The sequence below is a fragment of the Lysinibacillus sphaericus OT4b.31 genome, from assembly GCF_000392615.1.
GTDB lineage: Bacteria > Bacillota > Bacilli > Bacillales_A > Planococcaceae > Lysinibacillus > Lysinibacillus sphaericus_B.
The window spans coordinates 3174515-3190320 of sequence record NZ_KB933398.1 but is presented as its reverse complement, the minus strand read 5'-3'; the positions used below and the strand labels follow the sequence as shown (position 1 = coordinate 3190320).

General features: G+C 39.1%; 20 protein-coding genes. 17 read left to right on the top strand and 3 right to left on the bottom strand.

From position 1 onward, the window contains the following. The 6 genes from H131_RS14700 (at position 1) to mtnN (ending at position 5053) form a co-directional block, all read left to right on the top strand. On the top strand, positions 1-933 hold the full coding sequence (locus H131_RS14700; protein ID WP_010859967.1) for a peptidase U32 family protein: 933 nt from the start codon (positions 1-3) through the stop codon (positions 931-933). A gap of 14 nt (positions 934-947) precedes the next feature. Then, positions 948-2228 (top strand): peptidase U32 family protein, encoded by a 1281-nt coding sequence (locus H131_RS14695; protein ID WP_010859966.1) that lies wholly within the window; start codon positions 948-950, stop codon positions 2226-2228. Next, positions 2228-2866: a uridine kinase gene (udk, locus tag H131_RS14690; protein WP_010859965.1), complete on the top strand. Its 639-nt coding sequence runs from the start codon at positions 2228-2230 to the stop codon at positions 2864-2866. The genes H131_RS14695 and udk overlap by 1 nt, the downstream gene beginning before the upstream one ends. A gap of 187 nt (positions 2867-3053) precedes the next feature. Further along, on the top strand, positions 3054-3542 hold the full coding sequence (gene greA / locus H131_RS14685; protein WP_010859964.1) for a transcription elongation factor GreA: 489 nt from the start codon (positions 3054-3056) through the stop codon (positions 3540-3542). A gap of 109 nt (positions 3543-3651) precedes the next feature. Beyond that, complete coding sequence (locus H131_RS14680; RefSeq protein WP_010859963.1) at positions 3652-4299, top strand: YrrS family protein; 648 nt, start codon at positions 3652-3654, stop codon at positions 4297-4299. A gap of 61 nt (positions 4300-4360) precedes the next feature. After that, the gene (gene mtnN, locus H131_RS14675; RefSeq protein ID WP_010859962.1) at positions 4361-5053 is read left to right on the top strand and encodes a 5'-methylthioadenosine/S-adenosylhomocysteine nucleosidase; all 693 of its coding nucleotides are present in this window, start codon (positions 4361-4363) and stop codon (positions 5051-5053) included. 901 nt (positions 5054-5954) lie between these two features. On the opposite strand, the gene sigK is transcribed toward mtnN, so the two are convergent. Continuing rightward, positions 5955-6662, bottom strand: coding sequence for an RNA polymerase sporulation sigma factor SigK (gene sigK, locus H131_RS14665; RefSeq protein WP_010859961.1), 708 nt, complete (start codon positions 6660-6662; stop codon positions 5955-5957). A gap of 86 nt (positions 6663-6748) precedes the next feature. Then, entirely contained in the window at positions 6749-7249 is a 501-nt protein-coding gene (pssA, locus tag H131_RS14660; RefSeq protein ID WP_051112205.1) for a CDP-diacylglycerol--serine O-phosphatidyltransferase, read from the bottom strand. A 136-nt stretch (positions 7250-7385) separates the two neighbouring features. On the opposite strand from pssA, the gene H131_RS14655 reads away from it, so the two are divergent. The 10 genes from H131_RS14655 to H131_RS14610 all read left to right on the top strand — a co-directional run bounded on the left by H131_RS14655 (position 7386) and on the right by H131_RS14610 (position 13831). Continuing rightward, positions 7386-8168 (top strand): phosphatidylserine decarboxylase, encoded by a 783-nt coding sequence (locus H131_RS14655; RefSeq protein ID WP_010859959.1) that lies wholly within the window; start codon positions 7386-7388, stop codon positions 8166-8168. 36 nt (positions 8169-8204) lie between these two features. Beyond that, positions 8205-8726 (top strand): YqeG family HAD IIIA-type phosphatase, encoded by a 522-nt coding sequence (locus H131_RS14650; RefSeq protein WP_010859958.1) that lies wholly within the window; start codon positions 8205-8207, stop codon positions 8724-8726. Next, positions 8723-9826, top strand: coding sequence for a ribosome biogenesis GTPase YqeH (gene yqeH, locus H131_RS14645; RefSeq protein ID WP_010859957.1), 1104 nt, complete (start codon positions 8723-8725; stop codon positions 9824-9826). Before H131_RS14650 ends, yqeH begins: the two co-directional genes overlap by 4 nt. A gap of 31 nt (positions 9827-9857) precedes the next feature. Further along, entirely contained in the window at positions 9858-10688 is an 831-nt protein-coding gene (aroE, locus tag H131_RS14640; RefSeq protein WP_010859956.1) for a shikimate dehydrogenase, read from the top strand. Between the two features lie 5 nt (positions 10689-10693). After that, on the top strand, positions 10694-10996 hold the full coding sequence (yhbY, locus tag H131_RS14635; RefSeq protein WP_010859955.1) for a ribosome assembly RNA-binding protein YhbY: 303 nt from the start codon (positions 10694-10696) through the stop codon (positions 10994-10996). Positions 10997-11005: 9 nt separating this feature from the next. Further along, positions 11006-11575: a nicotinate-nucleotide adenylyltransferase gene (locus H131_RS14630; RefSeq protein ID WP_010859954.1), complete on the top strand. Its 570-nt coding sequence runs from the start codon at positions 11006-11008 to the stop codon at positions 11573-11575. After that, positions 11565-12137 carry a bis(5'-nucleosyl)-tetraphosphatase (symmetrical) YqeK gene (gene yqeK, locus H131_RS14625; RefSeq protein ID WP_010859953.1) on the top strand — a complete coding sequence of 191 codons (573 nt, stop codon included), beginning with the start codon at positions 11565-11567 and terminating at the stop codon, positions 12135-12137. Before H131_RS14630 ends, yqeK begins: the two co-directional genes overlap by 11 nt. Next, positions 12134-12478 carry a ribosome silencing factor gene (rsfS, locus tag H131_RS14620; RefSeq protein ID WP_010859952.1) on the top strand — a complete coding sequence of 115 codons (345 nt, stop codon included), beginning with the start codon at positions 12134-12136 and terminating at the stop codon, positions 12476-12478. Before yqeK ends, rsfS begins: the two co-directional genes overlap by 4 nt. Next, positions 12479-13219 carry a class I SAM-dependent DNA methyltransferase gene (locus H131_RS14615; RefSeq protein WP_010859951.1) on the top strand — a complete coding sequence of 247 codons (741 nt, stop codon included), beginning with the start codon at positions 12479-12481 and terminating at the stop codon, positions 13217-13219. It begins immediately after the preceding gene. A gap of 81 nt (positions 13220-13300) precedes the next feature. Then, entirely contained in the window at positions 13301-13831 is a 531-nt protein-coding gene (locus tag H131_RS14610; RefSeq protein WP_010859950.1) for a GNAT family N-acetyltransferase, read from the top strand. Positions 13832-13908: 77 nt separating this feature from the next. Here H131_RS14610 and H131_RS14605 read toward each other — a convergent pair whose 3' ends face one another. Then, positions 13909-14439 (bottom strand): GNAT family N-acetyltransferase, encoded by a 531-nt coding sequence (locus H131_RS14605; protein ID WP_010859949.1) that lies wholly within the window; start codon positions 14437-14439, stop codon positions 13909-13911. Between the two features lie 135 nt (positions 14440-14574). On the opposite strand from H131_RS14605, the gene H131_RS14600 reads away from it, so the two are divergent. Then, complete coding sequence (locus tag H131_RS14600; protein WP_010859948.1) at positions 14575-15741, top strand: DUF4085 family protein; 1167 nt, start codon at positions 14575-14577, stop codon at positions 15739-15741. Positions 15742-15806 lie beyond the last annotated feature (65 nt).

Here is a 15806-nt window from a genome sequence, read left to right as displayed (position 1 = left end):
ATGAAAAAACCTGAATTGCTTGTAACACCGCAGACGGTGGACCATGTAAAAGCGCTTTTAGAAGCTGGAGCAGACGCTTTTGTCATTGGTGAACAACAATTTGGCCTTCGTCTTGCTGGAGAATTTTCTGTCAGCGAAGTAGAAGAAGCAACAAAGCTTATTCATGCAGCTGGTAAGAAAGTATATGTTGCAGTGAATGCGCTTTTCCATAATGAAAAAATAGATGCACTTGGTGACTATTTAAAAAAGCTGCAACGAATTGGCGTTGACCGTTTAATTTACGGTGACCCTGCTGTTATCATTGTACGTCGTGAGCAAGGTGTCACAATTCCACTGCACTGGAATCCAGAAACAACAGCAACAAACTGGTTTACGGCTAATTACTGGGGGAAACGTGGTGCAATGCGTGCTGTTCTTGCACGTGAACTTTCTTTAGATGAAGTAGTAGAAATTAAAGAAAATGTGGAGATGGAAATTGAAGTACAAGTACATGGTATGACTTGTATGTTCCAATCGAAGCGTCCATTACTAGGTCATTATTTCTTATACCAAGATAAAGTAATGGAAATTGAAAATCGTAAGGAAAATCGTAATATGTTCCTTCATGATGATGAGCGTAACAATAAATATCCGATTTATGAGGATGCAAATGGTACGCATATTTTCAGTCCAAATGATATGTGCATAATCGATGAGCTCGGTGAATTATTCGAAGCCGGCATTGATGCATTAAAAATTGAAGGTGTACTGCAAACACCGGAATACGTGGTGACTGTAACGCAAGCTTATCGTCAAGCAATCGACACATATTTTGACGAATCAGAAGATGCGTATGATGACATGAAAGATGATTTACTAGCAAAAATTGAAGACATTCAGCCAGCCATCAGACCTCTCGATACTGGGTTTATCTTCAAAGAAACAGTGTACTAGGAGGTGGCAAGAACATGGCATTAGCATTACAACAAAATGACAAAATCCGTGGAATCGTGGATGGGAAGCGCGTCATTACAAAGAAACCTGAACTACTTGCCCCCGCAGGTAGCTTAGAAAAATTAAAAGTGGCCGTTCATTACGGTGCAGATGCAGTATTTATTGGTGGTCGTGAATTCGGTCTTCGTTCAAATGCAGATAACTTCTCCATTGAGGAAATGCGTGAGGGTGTAGGATTCGCCAATAAATACGACGCGAAAATATATGTGACAACGAATATTTTTGCTCACAATGAAAATATGGACGGCTTAGAGCAGTATTTGAAGGATATTGAATCTGCAGGCGTAACAGGCATTATCGTAGCAGACCCGCTAATTATTGAAACATGCCGTACAGCTGCGCCTAAACTTGAAATTCATCTTTCTACACAACAATCTCTGTCTAACTGGAAGGCAGTACAGTATTGGAAAGAAGAGGGCTTACACCGCGTAGTTTTAGCACGTGAAGTAGGTGGCGAAGAAATGAAGCTAATGAAGGAAAAAGTCGATATCGAAATCGAAGCGTTCGTTCATGGTGCAATGTGTATCGCTTATTCTGGTCGTTGTGTACTATCAAATCATATGACGGCACGTGACTCTAACCGTGGAGGCTGCTGTCAATCTTGTCGCTGGGATTATGATTTATATGAGGTAGAAGACGGTGCGGAAAAAGCGCTTTATGATGATAATCATGCTTCGTTCGCTATGAGCCCAAAAGATTTAAAATTAATCGAAGCAATTCCTCATATGATCGAGCTGGGTATTGATTCGTTAAAGGTGGAAGGCCGCATGAAATCCATCCACTATGTGGCAACCGTAGTTTCTGTTTATCGTAAAGTGATTGATGCTTATTGTGCAGACCCAGATAACTTCAACATTAAACGTGAATGGCTTGAAGAGCTAGATAAATGTGCAAATCGTGACACAGCGGAAGCATTCTTTCACGATGCACCAGGCCATGAAGAGCAAATGTTTGGCGTACATGGCCGTAAAACGACATATGAGTTTGCAGGGTTAATTTTAGACCATGATCCAGAAACAAAAATAGTGACAATGCAACAACGCAACTATTTTAAACCTGGAGATGAAGTAGAGTTCTTTGGTCCAGAAATTGACAATATTCGCTTCACGATGGGTGAAATTTGGGATGAAGATGGCAATAGTTTAGATGCGGCACGCCATCCATTACAAATTATTAAATTTACATGCGATACGCCTTTAAAACCGCACAATATGATGCGAAAGGAGAATAAGTAATGGCAACTAAGCGTCCAGTCGTCATCGGAATTGCTGGTGGCTCATGCTCGGGTAAAACGAGTGTGACACGTGCTATCTATGATGTTTTCCGAGAGCATTCTGTAGTGGTAATCGAACAAGATTATTACTACAAAGATCAGAGTCATTTAACGTTTGAGGAGCGTTTAGAGACAAACTACGACCATCCACTTGCGTTTGATAACGATTTACTGATTGAGCATATAAATAAGCTATTAAAGCGTCAGCCGATTGAAAAACCTGTATATGACTACGTACAACATACAAGGGCAAAAGAAGTAATTCCTGTAGCTCCGGTAGATGTTATTATATTAGAAGGTATTTTAGTGCTAGAAGATGCGGACTTACGTAATCTTATGGACATTAAATTATTTGTGGACACAGACTCTGATTTACGTATTATTCGTCGTATACTGCGTGATATTAAAGAGCGTGGACGTACGACGGATTCCGTGATTGATCAGTATCTATCTGCGGTGCGTCCAATGCATAATTTGTTTATTGAACCAACAAAACGTTATGCTGATATTATTATTCCTGAAGGTGGGGATAATGAGGTGGCAATCGATTTGATGGTAACGAAAATTAAAACTATTCTTGAAACTGACCACGTATTGTAATAAGATAGAGTGGTATTGACAATATTTACATGCTTATCAAAAGCATATTTTTGTAAAGCATGCATACTATGAGGTCAAAGAGCATTTTGAAATGGATTAAAAATAATAAAATTCGATTAACTGCATCATTGCATGCATTTGGTCGAGTTTTATGTTTTTATATTGAAGAAATAAGGAGTGAATAACTTTGTCAAATGAAAAACAGTACCCAATGACAGCAGAGGGTAAGAAAAAATTAGAAGAAGAATTAGTGAAATTAGAAACAGAAACACGTAAGGAAATCGTGGAACGTATAAAAATTGCACGTGACTTCGGGGACCTTTCTGAAAATGCTGAGTATGATTCTGCTAAAGAAGAACAAGCCTTTTTAGAAGGACGAATCTCTACTTTAAAATCTATGATTCGTAACGCGGTTATTATCACAGAAGATCAAACAGATAACAGTGTAGTTTCACTTGGGAAAACGGTTACATTTGTAGAGATTATTGATGGCAAACCATCAACAGATAAAGAATCATACACAATCGTTGGCTCAGCAGAAGCGGATCCAATGGAATTCCGCATCTCAAATGAATCTCCAATTGCTAAAGGCTTACTAGGACGAGCAGAAGGTGAAGAAGTAGTTGTCCAAACACCTGGTGGCGAGATGAAAGTTAAAATTATTTCGATTAAATAATCGATGTGTACAAGCAGTTAGCTTTTCTTAATTTAAGAGAAGCTAGCTGTTTTTATTTTGCAAGTGGTCAGGAACTTGTTAAAATATTGGCTAGAGAGGGGGAGTCTTCATGAGTGAACGACAAACGCGAAGCAATCGTCATCTGCAGCCATCTCGCAAAAAAAAGTTCGATAAACTTTTAAATGTTTTAATTGGCATTGTCCTTATACTAATTGTGATAACGGCAATGTATGTGTTTAAATGGCAAGACGACACAGAAGAAACCGTAAAAGAGGACCCAATTCAAGAACAAAAGAACGATGATGCGACGAAAGAATATCCGAAAGAGCAAGACGTCGAAGACGAAGTCGACGAGGAAGTATCTGAAGATGACAAGCCTATAGAGGAATCAATACAGCCTGAGCAGGACACAACTGAAGAAACACCATCGGATAATCCAATTGTTGACCGTGTAGTGACAGATAAGAGCTGGCAACCTACACCTACAACACAAACAGGTGAGCATGTATCATCGTATGATGCCAAGTCTGTAGACTGGGCTGAAAAAGTAGCGACCATTACAGCTGCCACAGGCATCGCCGAAGACAATATGATTATTTGGCGTCTAAAAAATAATGGTAGTGCTGATACAGCCATAGCCACGATATCTACGAATGACAAGACAGAAATATATCGTGTGAGCATGGAATGGGTTAACAATGAGGGCTGGTTGCCTGTAAAGCTTGAGCAACTGAATACATTGGAAGGTGCCTATTGACGAAAGTAACTCTATTGATTATTTTTAATAGAGTTGAATATAGAAGGGAAGTAACATACACATGAAAATCGCTGTAATCGGTGCAATGGAAGAAGAAGTAGAATTATTACGTGCATCTTTAGAAAGTGCTACTAGCACAACAATTGCAGGTAGTGAATATACAACAGGAACATATGAGGGCAAAGAAGTTATTTTATTAAAGAGCGGTATTGGTAAAGTCAATGCAGCGATGTCAACAACCATTTTATTACATGAATTTAAACCAGATGTGGTCATTAATACTGGCTCAGCTGGAGGCTATGACGAAGCATTAGAAGTAGGTGCAGTTGTCATTTCAGATGAAGTGCGTCATCATGACGTGGATGTGACGATTTTTGGTTATGAGATTGGACAAATGGCTGGTATGCCTGCTGCATATAAGTCGGATGCAAAGCTTATGAAAGTCGCTGAAGAGGCTGTGAAGGCAGTAGGCGAACATCAATATGATATTGGTTTAATTTGTTCAGGTGATGCCTTTATGAATGATTCAGTACGTGTGGAAGCTGTACGTCATCATTTCCCACAAATGAAAGCGGTCGAAATGGAAGCGGCAGCTGTTGCGCAAGTTTGTTATCAATTTGACACGCCATTCGTTGTGATTCGTGCATTATCAGATATTGCAGGAAAAGAATCAAACATCAGCTTTGATGAGTTTTTACCAGTAGCAGCAAAACATTCGACACAGGTAGTATTAAAAGCGATTTCTTCGCTATAATCTACACAAAATGGACAAAATGAGTGACCAGCGAGTGAGAAAAATCACAGTTTTCTGTGTAAACAAATGCTACACTGTCATTAATAAAATAAACTTTAATCGATGGAAACTTTCGATGTACTGGACATGTTGTGCAAGCCATGATACAGAATGTCCTGTCCTTCGTATCCAACGATTTAGTTGACCGGCAGGAACGCATTCCACATACGATTCCACAAACTGCTGTGAATTTTGTATGTGTATCATTTGTGTTCCTATTAGCCCTCTCAAATGGCCCACCTACTCTTCATTTGAAGTGGGCGTCTGAGTACCACATCATATGGGATTAATTTTTTTGCATTCGGTTGGGAGGCATGAATGATGTTATTTTTGACAGCAGGCGTAGTCATTCTTACGACGTTAATCGGTTCACTTATTTCAGCTGAACTTAGTGAATCCACTCATTAAACTGTGTAGAAAGCTCCTTTGAGGCTGTGAAAGCCACAAAGGAGCTTTTTCTTATATGCACCAGGAGTATACAGCTCATGAATTATTTAGAGTGGGCTAAATGTTATTTAAGGTAATTCATTTCATAAATAGTTTTTCTATAAAGAAACACGTATATTTTGTTAGGAGTGTTAGGGAGCTAATCCAGCGGAATATACCTATGTGATAGGAATAATTACTTTATTTCATTCATAATATTCGCCTTTATTGATATGAAAGTGAATTATGAAATGGATACAAATAATTACGTAAAGTGGGTATGTGTTATATTGGTGCCGCACCATTCAAAATTCCTCGACATTTTTACATGTTCAACAGTAAGTGATTTTTGTCCAAAAGCGCACAAGCCAAGGCAGAAGGATACATGGAGACGAAACGATATGTTGAATTTTTGTCTTTAACAATTTACAATAAACTACTCAATAGACTTTTGATCTCTTTTGTAAAATTGATAGAGTTTAATGAGTGCTCGCTTTTCAATGCGAGATACATAGCTACGAGAAATGTTCAAGCGGGCAGCAATTTCTTTTTGTGTCAGTGCATCCTGATGATTTAAGCCATAACGAAGTGTCACAATTTCAAGCTCTCTTTCATCGAGCATGTGCAAATAGCGATACAGCTGTGCAACATGCTCCTTGTGTTCGATTTTTTCTGTCGCGCTCTCTTCATCACATTGCAGGAGATCACGAATTTGCAAAGCATTGCCATCTTTGTCTGTACCGATTGGTTCAAATAAGGATACATCCTTTTGAACTTTCTTTTGGGTGCGCAGGTGCATTAAAATTTCATTTTCGATACAGCGTGCTGCGTACGTTGCTAATCGGGTTTTCTTGTCAGGGGTATAGCTTTCTACGGCTTTCATAAGACCAATTGTACCGATGGAAATATAGTCATCGAGCTGCTCATGTTTTGGATGGAATTTTTTTACGACATGTGCGACGAGTCTCATATTGCGTTCAATCAAATCTAGACGTGCTTGCTCATCGCCACCTAAAAATCGTTCAATACAAGCAGCTTCCTCTTCCTTTGAAAAGGGTTTATGGAATGTTTGCCCTTTTAAGTAACCTAATAAAGCAGGGATCTCAAGCCATAATTGAAGCATAGAAGTAAAAATTCCGCTCATTGAATGATTTCATCCTTTCCCCATTTTTCGACAGTATATGTTAAGAAACGGCGTTCAATGAAAAAAAGTGCAACAGCAAGTTGCTGTTACACTTTTTTTAGCGTGATAGTACTAATCATTAATAACGCTAGTATTGGAAACAAGAAAAGATAAAACGCAGGGTGGAACGTATTAGATGCAAAATACGTTAATGTTAATAACGTACCAGCAGCTGTAATCGGTAACCCTGTGAAAAAGCCATTAGCTTCACTAATATTGAAGCGAGCTAATCGCATCGCACCGCAGACGATGTATAGAACAGTCATCATCATGCCGACAAAACCAAAGTCGACCAAGACAACTTCGTACATTAATAATGCAGGCGCTACACCAAATGATATAATATCACTCATAGAATCTAATTGCTTACCTAACGCAGATTCTTGTCCGAGCGCGCGCGCTACTTTTCCGTCGTAGCGATCAAGAAGGGCTGCAATAAAGATAAACAGGACACTGTAGCTATAATATTCATGTAAAGTGGCCATAATGGCCGCGCCACCAAAGGACATATTACTAATTGTAATGAAGTTTGCTGCGTGCGATTTCATTTTCTTAACCGTGGTATCCACCAACTTGTGATAAAAAAACAAGGGGGATCACTCCTTTGCACTTAAGATATTGTACCATTATACTTCGGATGCGAAAAAATTGACAGTCTAATTTAATCGATAGGAGTTTTGCTTTATGAAAGAGAAACTGTATCAACGCTTGATAGAATTAACAAATGGCAAGCAGTCCTCCCATATTTTGCAAACAATTGCAAAAGCAAAGTGGAGTAGACGTATTATTCCGAGCTATATGAAAATATACGATATTAACCTTGAAGAAGTTTCAAAAAAAACACAACAATTTTCAAGTTTGCACGACTTTTTTACGAGAGAGTTATTAGAAGAAGCACGACCAATCGAACAAAGTCCTACAATCTATGCAAGTCCAGTTGATGCGAAAGTGGAATCTTTTGGACGTATTGAATGGGATATGACTTTTCTTGTAAAAGGCAAGCCCTATTCTTTACAGGATTTACTAGGTAATGCAGAGCGGGCTGCTCAATATGCAGATGGACATTACATCGTGTTTTACTTAAGCCCAGCAGATTATCACCGAATGCATAGCCCGATTGATGGCCATGTACTACGACAATATACGCTAGGTCAAACATCCTACCCTGTAAATCAACTTGGTCTCACATATGGTAAAAAACCGATTTCGCATAATTATCGCCTTGTGACAGAGTTGAAAGTGGCAAATGACCAGCAAGTCGCATTCATTAAAGTTGGTGCTACCTTTGTAAACTCCATCGTGCTGACAAATACGACAGCCCATTGGCGTAAGGGTGAGGAAGTCGGTTATTTTTCATTTGGTTCAACAGTGGTTATGCTATTTGAAAAAGATGCCATTGCATTTACTGATAATGTAGTGCAGGGAAGCCCAATTCGAATGGGTGAAGCCTTCGCAAATATGCTATAATGGTCGAATAATACATTTAGATTAGGGGTCGCTATTTTGTATAATTTTTTATTACCAGATGAATTTGTGACGAGTATTTTTGAAATAACACCAGAAAAGCTTCAAGAACTAGGCATTAAAGGCATTATTACGGATTTAGATAATACGCTTGTGGAGTGGGACCGTGCAGATGCAACGGAAGAGCTAATTATTTGGCTACGTATTATGAAAGAGTCGGGTATTCGTATTATCATCGCATCGAATAACAACGAGGCGCGTGTTAAACATTTTGCTGAACCACTGGGGATTCCGTATATTCATAAAGCAAAAAAGCCATTCCGTAATGCATTTTATAGTGCCATTATTCAACTAGGGTTACGTCCAAATGAAGTAGTAATGGTAGGAGATCAACTACTAACAGACGTAATGGGTGCCAATCGATTAGGCTTGCATACGGTTTTAGTAAAACCAGTTGCACAATCAGATGGACTCGTTACAAAATTTAATCGTTTCATTGAGCGCCGAGTGTTCAGTGATTTAAAACGAAAAGGAATACTTACTTGGGAGGAAAAAGAATGAACGAAATGCCAAATTGTATTGGTTGTGGTACGACAATTCAAACAGAAGATAAAACAGCAGTTGGGTATGCACCCCCATCATCATTAGAAAAAGACGTGGTCATATGCCAACGTTGCTTCCGTTTGAAAAATTACAATGAAATTCAACCAGTGTCATTAACGGATGATGATTTTTTACGTATTTTAAATGGTCTAGGAACACAGCAAGGCTTAATCGTAAAAATTGTTGACATTTTTGACTTCAATGGGAGCTGGTTGCCAGGGCTTCACCGCTTCGTTGGCAAAAATCCAGTGTTACTAGTAGCAAACAAAGCCGATTTACTACCCAAGTCTGTCAAGCCTAAAAAAGTCATTAATTGGTTAAAACGTGAAGCAAAGGCTCTTGGCTTACAACCAATTGATGTACTTTTAGTCAGTGCGCATAAGGGCAACGGGATGGCTGAAGCAATGGAAGCTATCGACGAATACCGTAACGGACAAAATGTTTACGTTGTAGGTTGTACCAATGTTGGGAAATCGACTTTCATTAACCGCATTATTAAACAAGCAACTGGTGAAGGAGAAGTAATTACAACCTCTCATTTCCCAGGAACAACATTAGATATGATTGAAATACCACTTGATGATGGTAGTGCATTGTATGATACGCCAGGAATTATTAATCACCATCAGATGGCACACCATATTGACGCAAGTGAATTGAAATATATTATGCCCAAAAAAGAAATTAAGCCAAAAGTTTATCAGCAAAATGCTGGTCAAACATTATTTATTGGGGCCCTTGCTCGTTTTGACTTTATCCAAGGGGAGCGTTCAGCATTTACGGTACATGTGGCAAATGATTTGCCGATTCACAGAACGAAGCTTGAAAAGGCGGATGCATTATATGCTGAGCATAAAGGGGAGTTACTGGCACCACCAACTTCAGACTTTATCGACCAGCTACCAGATTTGGTACGTCATGAGTTTTCGATAAAAGAAGCGAAAACCGATGTGGTGTTTTCTGGTCTCGGTTGGATTACGATACAGCATGCAAATGTTGTCGTTGCAGCACATGCGCCAAAAGGTGTACAAGTATCGATTCGTCCGTCACTCATTTAATAAACAAACAGGAGAGAAGAGGCACTAGAAAATGAAGAAGTGGTTTGCGGTTATTGGCGATCCAATCGAGCATTCTAAATCACCAGCAATGCAAAATGCATGGTTTGAAGAAATGATGATCGATGCGGCGTATATTCCAGTGCATGTAACATCTGAAAGTTTAGAGGCAGCCGTTGCTGGTTTTAAAATATTGGGTGCAAGTGGCTGGAACGTCACAATCCCACATAAAACAACGATCATTCCTTATTTAGATGAGCTAGATGAGTTAGCAGAAAAAATGGGAGCAGTAAATACCGTAGTACGTACAAAAGAAGGCAAATTAAGAGGGTATAATACAGACGGCGTTGGATTTGTTCATTCACTTGAAGAAGCTGTTGGCAAATCGCACAAGGAAAAGCCTGTGCTTCTTATTGGAGCTGGTGGTGCAGCACGTGGGATTGCATTTGCGATGCAACAGCAAGGTTATACGAATTTAACCATTGCTAATCGGACAGTGGCGAATGCGCAGACTATTGTTGATGAATTGGGTATTGGCCGTGCCATTACATTGGCACAAGCAGAGGAAACATTGGCTGACTTCAGCATTTTAGTGCAAATGACGTCGGCTGGGCTTGCTACGGGCAATTTTTCAATGCCATTTTCACTAGATCGACTTGCAAAAGGCGCAATTGTTGCAGATATTGTGTATAATCCATTAATGACGCCTTTTTTACAAGCGGCTGTGGAAAAAGGGGCAACCGTCGTAACAGGTCTTGGGATGTTCGTGCATCAAGGAGCGATTGCTTTCAATTACTGGCTTGGCGAATATCCAAATACAAATTCAATGATTGCGCAATTGAAGGCGCAATTAGGAGGACAATAATTTTTATGTTAACAGGTAAACAAAAGCGTTTTTTACGTGCAGAAGCACATCATTTAACACCGATTTTCCAAGTAGGGAAAGGCGGCGTTAGTGACGAAATGACAAAGCAAATTCGAGAAGCATTAGAGGTACGTGAGCTTATTAAGGTACGTATTTTAGATAACTGTGAAGAGGACAAGCAAGATGTGGCAGATGCTCTAGCAAAGGGTACGCATGCGCAGCTTGTACAATTAATAGGTCTAACAGTTGTTTTATATAAAGAATCACGCAATAACAAAAAGATTGTATTACCCAAAGTAGCGAAATAAGGTGAGGCAATGAAGAAAGTCGGTTTACTCGGAGGGACGTTTAATCCACCTCATATCGGGCATTTAATGATGGCAAATGAAGTATTTCATGCCTTGGCATTAGATGAGATTCGTTTTATGCCGAATGCACTACCACCGCATAAGCTGGCACGTCATGATGCAAGTGATACAGCTCGACTTGAAATGGTAAAGCGTGCAATAACTCCATATCCGCATTTTCGTGTAGAGTCGTATGAGGTAGTCAAAGGTGGCGTATCCTATTCGTATGAAACACTTGCTGCATTATGTGGAAGAGAGCCTGATGTTCAGTTTTACTTTATTATTGGTGGAGATATGATTGATTCTCTCCATACATGGTATCGTATCGACGAATTAGTAAAGCTTGTGCAATTTGTAGGTGTGAAACGTCCAAGTACGGAGGCACAAACAGAGTACCCTGTATTAATGGTGGAAGTGCCACAAATCGATTTATCGTCAACCTTGATTCGCGAACGCCTTGCTACTGGTGGAACGGTAACATTTTTATTGCCAGAAGTGGTAGAGACGTTCATACGAGAGGAAGGTCTGTATGGAACGTGAACAGTATTTAGCGGCGATTAAGCCACGAATGCCTGAAAAGCGCTATATTCATACGATAGGTGTAATGGAAACAGCGATTGCCTTAGCGAAAGTGTATGGCGAGGACGAGAAAAGAGCTGAAACAGCGGCCATACTTCACGATATTGCAAAGTATGCAGATATTGCTTGGATGGAAAAAATTGTTCGCGAACAACAACTAGATCAACGTCTTATTGGATGGGGTAGTGAATTACTACATGGGCCAGTCGGTGCGTATATTGCAGAACATGAATTTGGCATTGCGGATGAGGATTTATTAAATGCTATTCGTTTTCATACGACAGGACGTGTGGGCATGAGCCGTTTAGAAAAAATACTTTTTGTTGCAGATATGATTGAACCAAATCGTCAATTTGACGGAGTAGAACGTCTGCGCAAAAAAGCACAAAAGAATTTGGATAAGGCCGTGAGTGCTTGTGTGCGTCATACATTGGCGTTTTTAATTGACACGAGGCAACCGATTTATCCACTATCAATAGATTGTTATAACGATTTGATGAAAAGAGAGGACAGTGAAGGATGACTTCAACTTTATTACAGGCAGCTTACAAAGCAATTGACGACAAACATGGTGAGGATATTGTCGTGTTAAATATGCAGGGTATTTCACTATTAGCAGATTACTTCATCATTGCTCATGGTAACTCAGACCGCCAAGTGCAAGCTATTGCACGTGAATTACAAGATGTGGCAGTGAAAGAGGGCCATGAGATTCGTCGTGTGGAAGGCTTCGATGGCGCACGTTGGATTCTTGTAGACTTAGGTGATGTTGTGGCACACGTCTTCCACAAAGATGAGCGTGCTTATTATAACTTAGAGCGTCTATGGGGCGATGCACCTCAGCTAGACATTGCTGAGGCGTAAGTGAGTAGTTATGAGCGTTTTGCTCAGGTGTATGATGAGCTGCAAATTGATATTCCTTATAGTCGCTATGTGGAATGGGTTATGCGGCATGCACCGAGTAAACAATACCCGAATCTTTTAGATATTGGCTGTGGTACGGGTGTGCTTGGTCTCTTACTTGCAGATGCTGGCTACAAGGTGAGTGGCGTCGATTTATCTGAGGAGATGCTGGCGATTGCAGCGGAGCGTTTTGCAGCTGTAAGATTGCAGATACCACTTTATTGCATGTCAATGCATGAATTAGACGGTTTTGCGGAACTTGATGTTGTCACAATTGCCATTGACTCACTCAATTATGTCGTTGAGGAAGCAGAAGTATATGCAACACTAGAGCGTATTTTTGAGGCTTTACGAGAAGGTGGACAGCTATTCTTTGATGTCCATTCATTATTTAAAATGGATGAAATCTTTTTAGATGGTCCCTTTACGTATGATGACGGTGATATAAGTTATGTATGGCATACCGAACCTGGTGACTTTGAACATGCTGTTGTCCATCAAATGACGTTTTATGTGCGTGATGGGGCAAGTGACTTGTACGAGCGCTTCGACGAGGAGCATATACAACGCACATTCCCGCTTGAACAGTATATGACATGGCTTCGTACAATCGGTTTTAAGGATGTTGAGGTAACGGCTGATTTTACAGAGGAAGCACCTGAAAACGAAAGCGAACGCATTTTTATACGTGCGGTGAAATAATAGACACAGCCCGGTTGAAGTTCTAAACTTTATCGGGCTGTTTTTTAATTCAATATGGTTGTTAGGAAGGAGCTGTTCTTTTTGGAAATAGTCATTAGACAAGAAAAAGTATCAGATTATAAGGAAACAGAAGACGTAGTGAGAGCTGCGTTTGCACATGAAGAAATGAGTGACCAAACAGAGCATGAATTAGTAGCACGATTGCGAAATTCAGCTGCTTTTCAACCACAATTGTCTTTAGTTGCCGTTGAAAATAAACGAATTGTTGGTCATGTTTTATTAACAAAAATAACAATAGTAAATGACCAGCAAGTAATCGATTCTTTGGCACTTGCACCTGTTTCCGTGCTACCTGAATTTCAACATAACGGGATTGGTAAATTATTAATAACGCAAAGTTTAAGCAAAGCGAAAGAACTGGCATATGATTCTGTCATTGTATTAGGTCATCCAACTTACTATCCGAAATTTGGTTTTAAGCCTGCCTCCCTTTGGGGTATCCAATCACCATTTGAAGTGCCAGATAATGCATTTATGGCAGTAGAATTAACAGAGAATGGTCTTCGGAATGTTTCAGGAATCGTTGAATATTCAACTGCCTTTTTTAGTTAGCTACCAGTAAAAATTAATATTTAAAAATACTTGTCTCTATCATATGGAGGAGCAGGTATTTTTTTGTATTTGCTATCTTATCGTAAATCCTTGAAATAAGTACTTGAGGATTTTAAATCTTCCCATCCATAAACATGTTCTATTAACTTCCTATTAGCAATTTTTATGTCAATGCTATTTATAAAAGAAGCTCCTAATTTTTCGTAAAAGTATTTTGATGGATTATCTGCTAACGCAAATACAAGCATTGAATTCATACCAGAATTTCTTAAACATTGAATAATTGTTTGTACTAGCTGTTTTCCAATGCCTTTACCTTGATAATTTTCTATTAAATATATTGAACTTAATGCCCCTTCAAAATCACTATATTCGTCGTTTTGATTTTTACCTCCACTACAAAAACCAATAATTTCGCCACTATCATTTTCTGCAACAAATACATATTCGTTCAGGATATTTTGTTGCCACAAATTTTCTCTTTTTTCATAAGATAAATGTTCAAGATAGCTTTGTGGAATAATATTTACGTATGTACTTTTCCAACTATCTACATGTACTCTTGCTATTGCTTGTGCATCTTCAATAGAGGCAGTTCTCACCTTCATAATGATTCCTCCCTTATAATAACTCCATTAGATTCATAAATTATATAATTTATGGAACAGAATTATCAAAAGTGGCATAAAGCTTATGACATTTTTACGATATATACGCTAATATAATAGAAATGAGGTGATTGTATGTGGAATTTATCGCTACAGTATAAAAAGGCTTATGAGCAAGCGCATGTGCTAACGCTTGTTGAAAACGATGCCGCCTGGGCGGATGAAATAGCGTATGCTCAAGAGCAGGGACTTAATTTACTGCAGGAAAAAAACAGGGAAATAATGGAACTACGGGATTATTTACTAAGCTTTCTACCACAGCGTTTTCATACGTATGTGTTAGATGGTACGATGAATACACCACAACTTGCAAAAGCTGTCCGAGAAGATTATATAAAATGGCAGCAACAACATATTGCTAAATTTGATGCTGTTTTAGAAGCGGCTTACCATCAAAAAGTGCAGACCTTACCTTATTTAAAAAACACAGTACGTGAGGTTTTTGAGCAATCCTTACATGATACGAGAATAGTTGATGTTGAGCGTTTGGATCATCATATTAAGCTAACTATTGATACAACAGGGGGCTTTACAACTAAATCAATCATATTCTTAACGTTTACGAATATTGTGATGGAGGCTGGCGAGCTCGTAGCAGGTCAGTATTATGTTTATGATGAGTTGCAAAAGACAGCCAATGGAGTAGCCTTACGTGTTACGGTCGATTGCCCTGAGACGGAGTGGACGATTGAAGCAAAGGACATCGATGCGGATTATTATTATCGACCTAAAGCTTATTATGATTTTATGGAAAATGATTTCGAATTGTATATGCAAACCTTGCAGTTAGAGCATGGTTTATTATTTTTTGCTCCGCAGGTAAAATCAAAAATAATGGCAATTCACAAGCAATCTCCATTTTTACAATTGGAAGAGGGCAATTTATATGTAAATGAAAATGGCGTTTTCGTGGGTGATAGACGTGTTGCAGATCAATTAGGGGACTGTATTCACTTTATACATACAGCCGTCTATGAGGACCCTTACGCACATTTTAGTGAGCCTGTACCCATAGAGGTTTTAGAAGAAGCAGCACTTGGCAATGATTTAGAGTTGAAAGTTCGAGCTTGGAATACGATGTATGCAAATCCGGAAGAGTTAGCACCTATTATTCAGCGTATTTTTACGGATATGTTACTTGACGAGGAAGATATGATGCAGTGTGTCTATGTTAACCATTTCAATAAGGAACGTGTGTTAACGAAAGAACTTCAATTAAAATATAAATCGATAATAGATTGATAGAATACTTTTCAATTATAGGGCAGTATTGTATGATAAAGGGAGCTCCATATGATGTGCCTTTT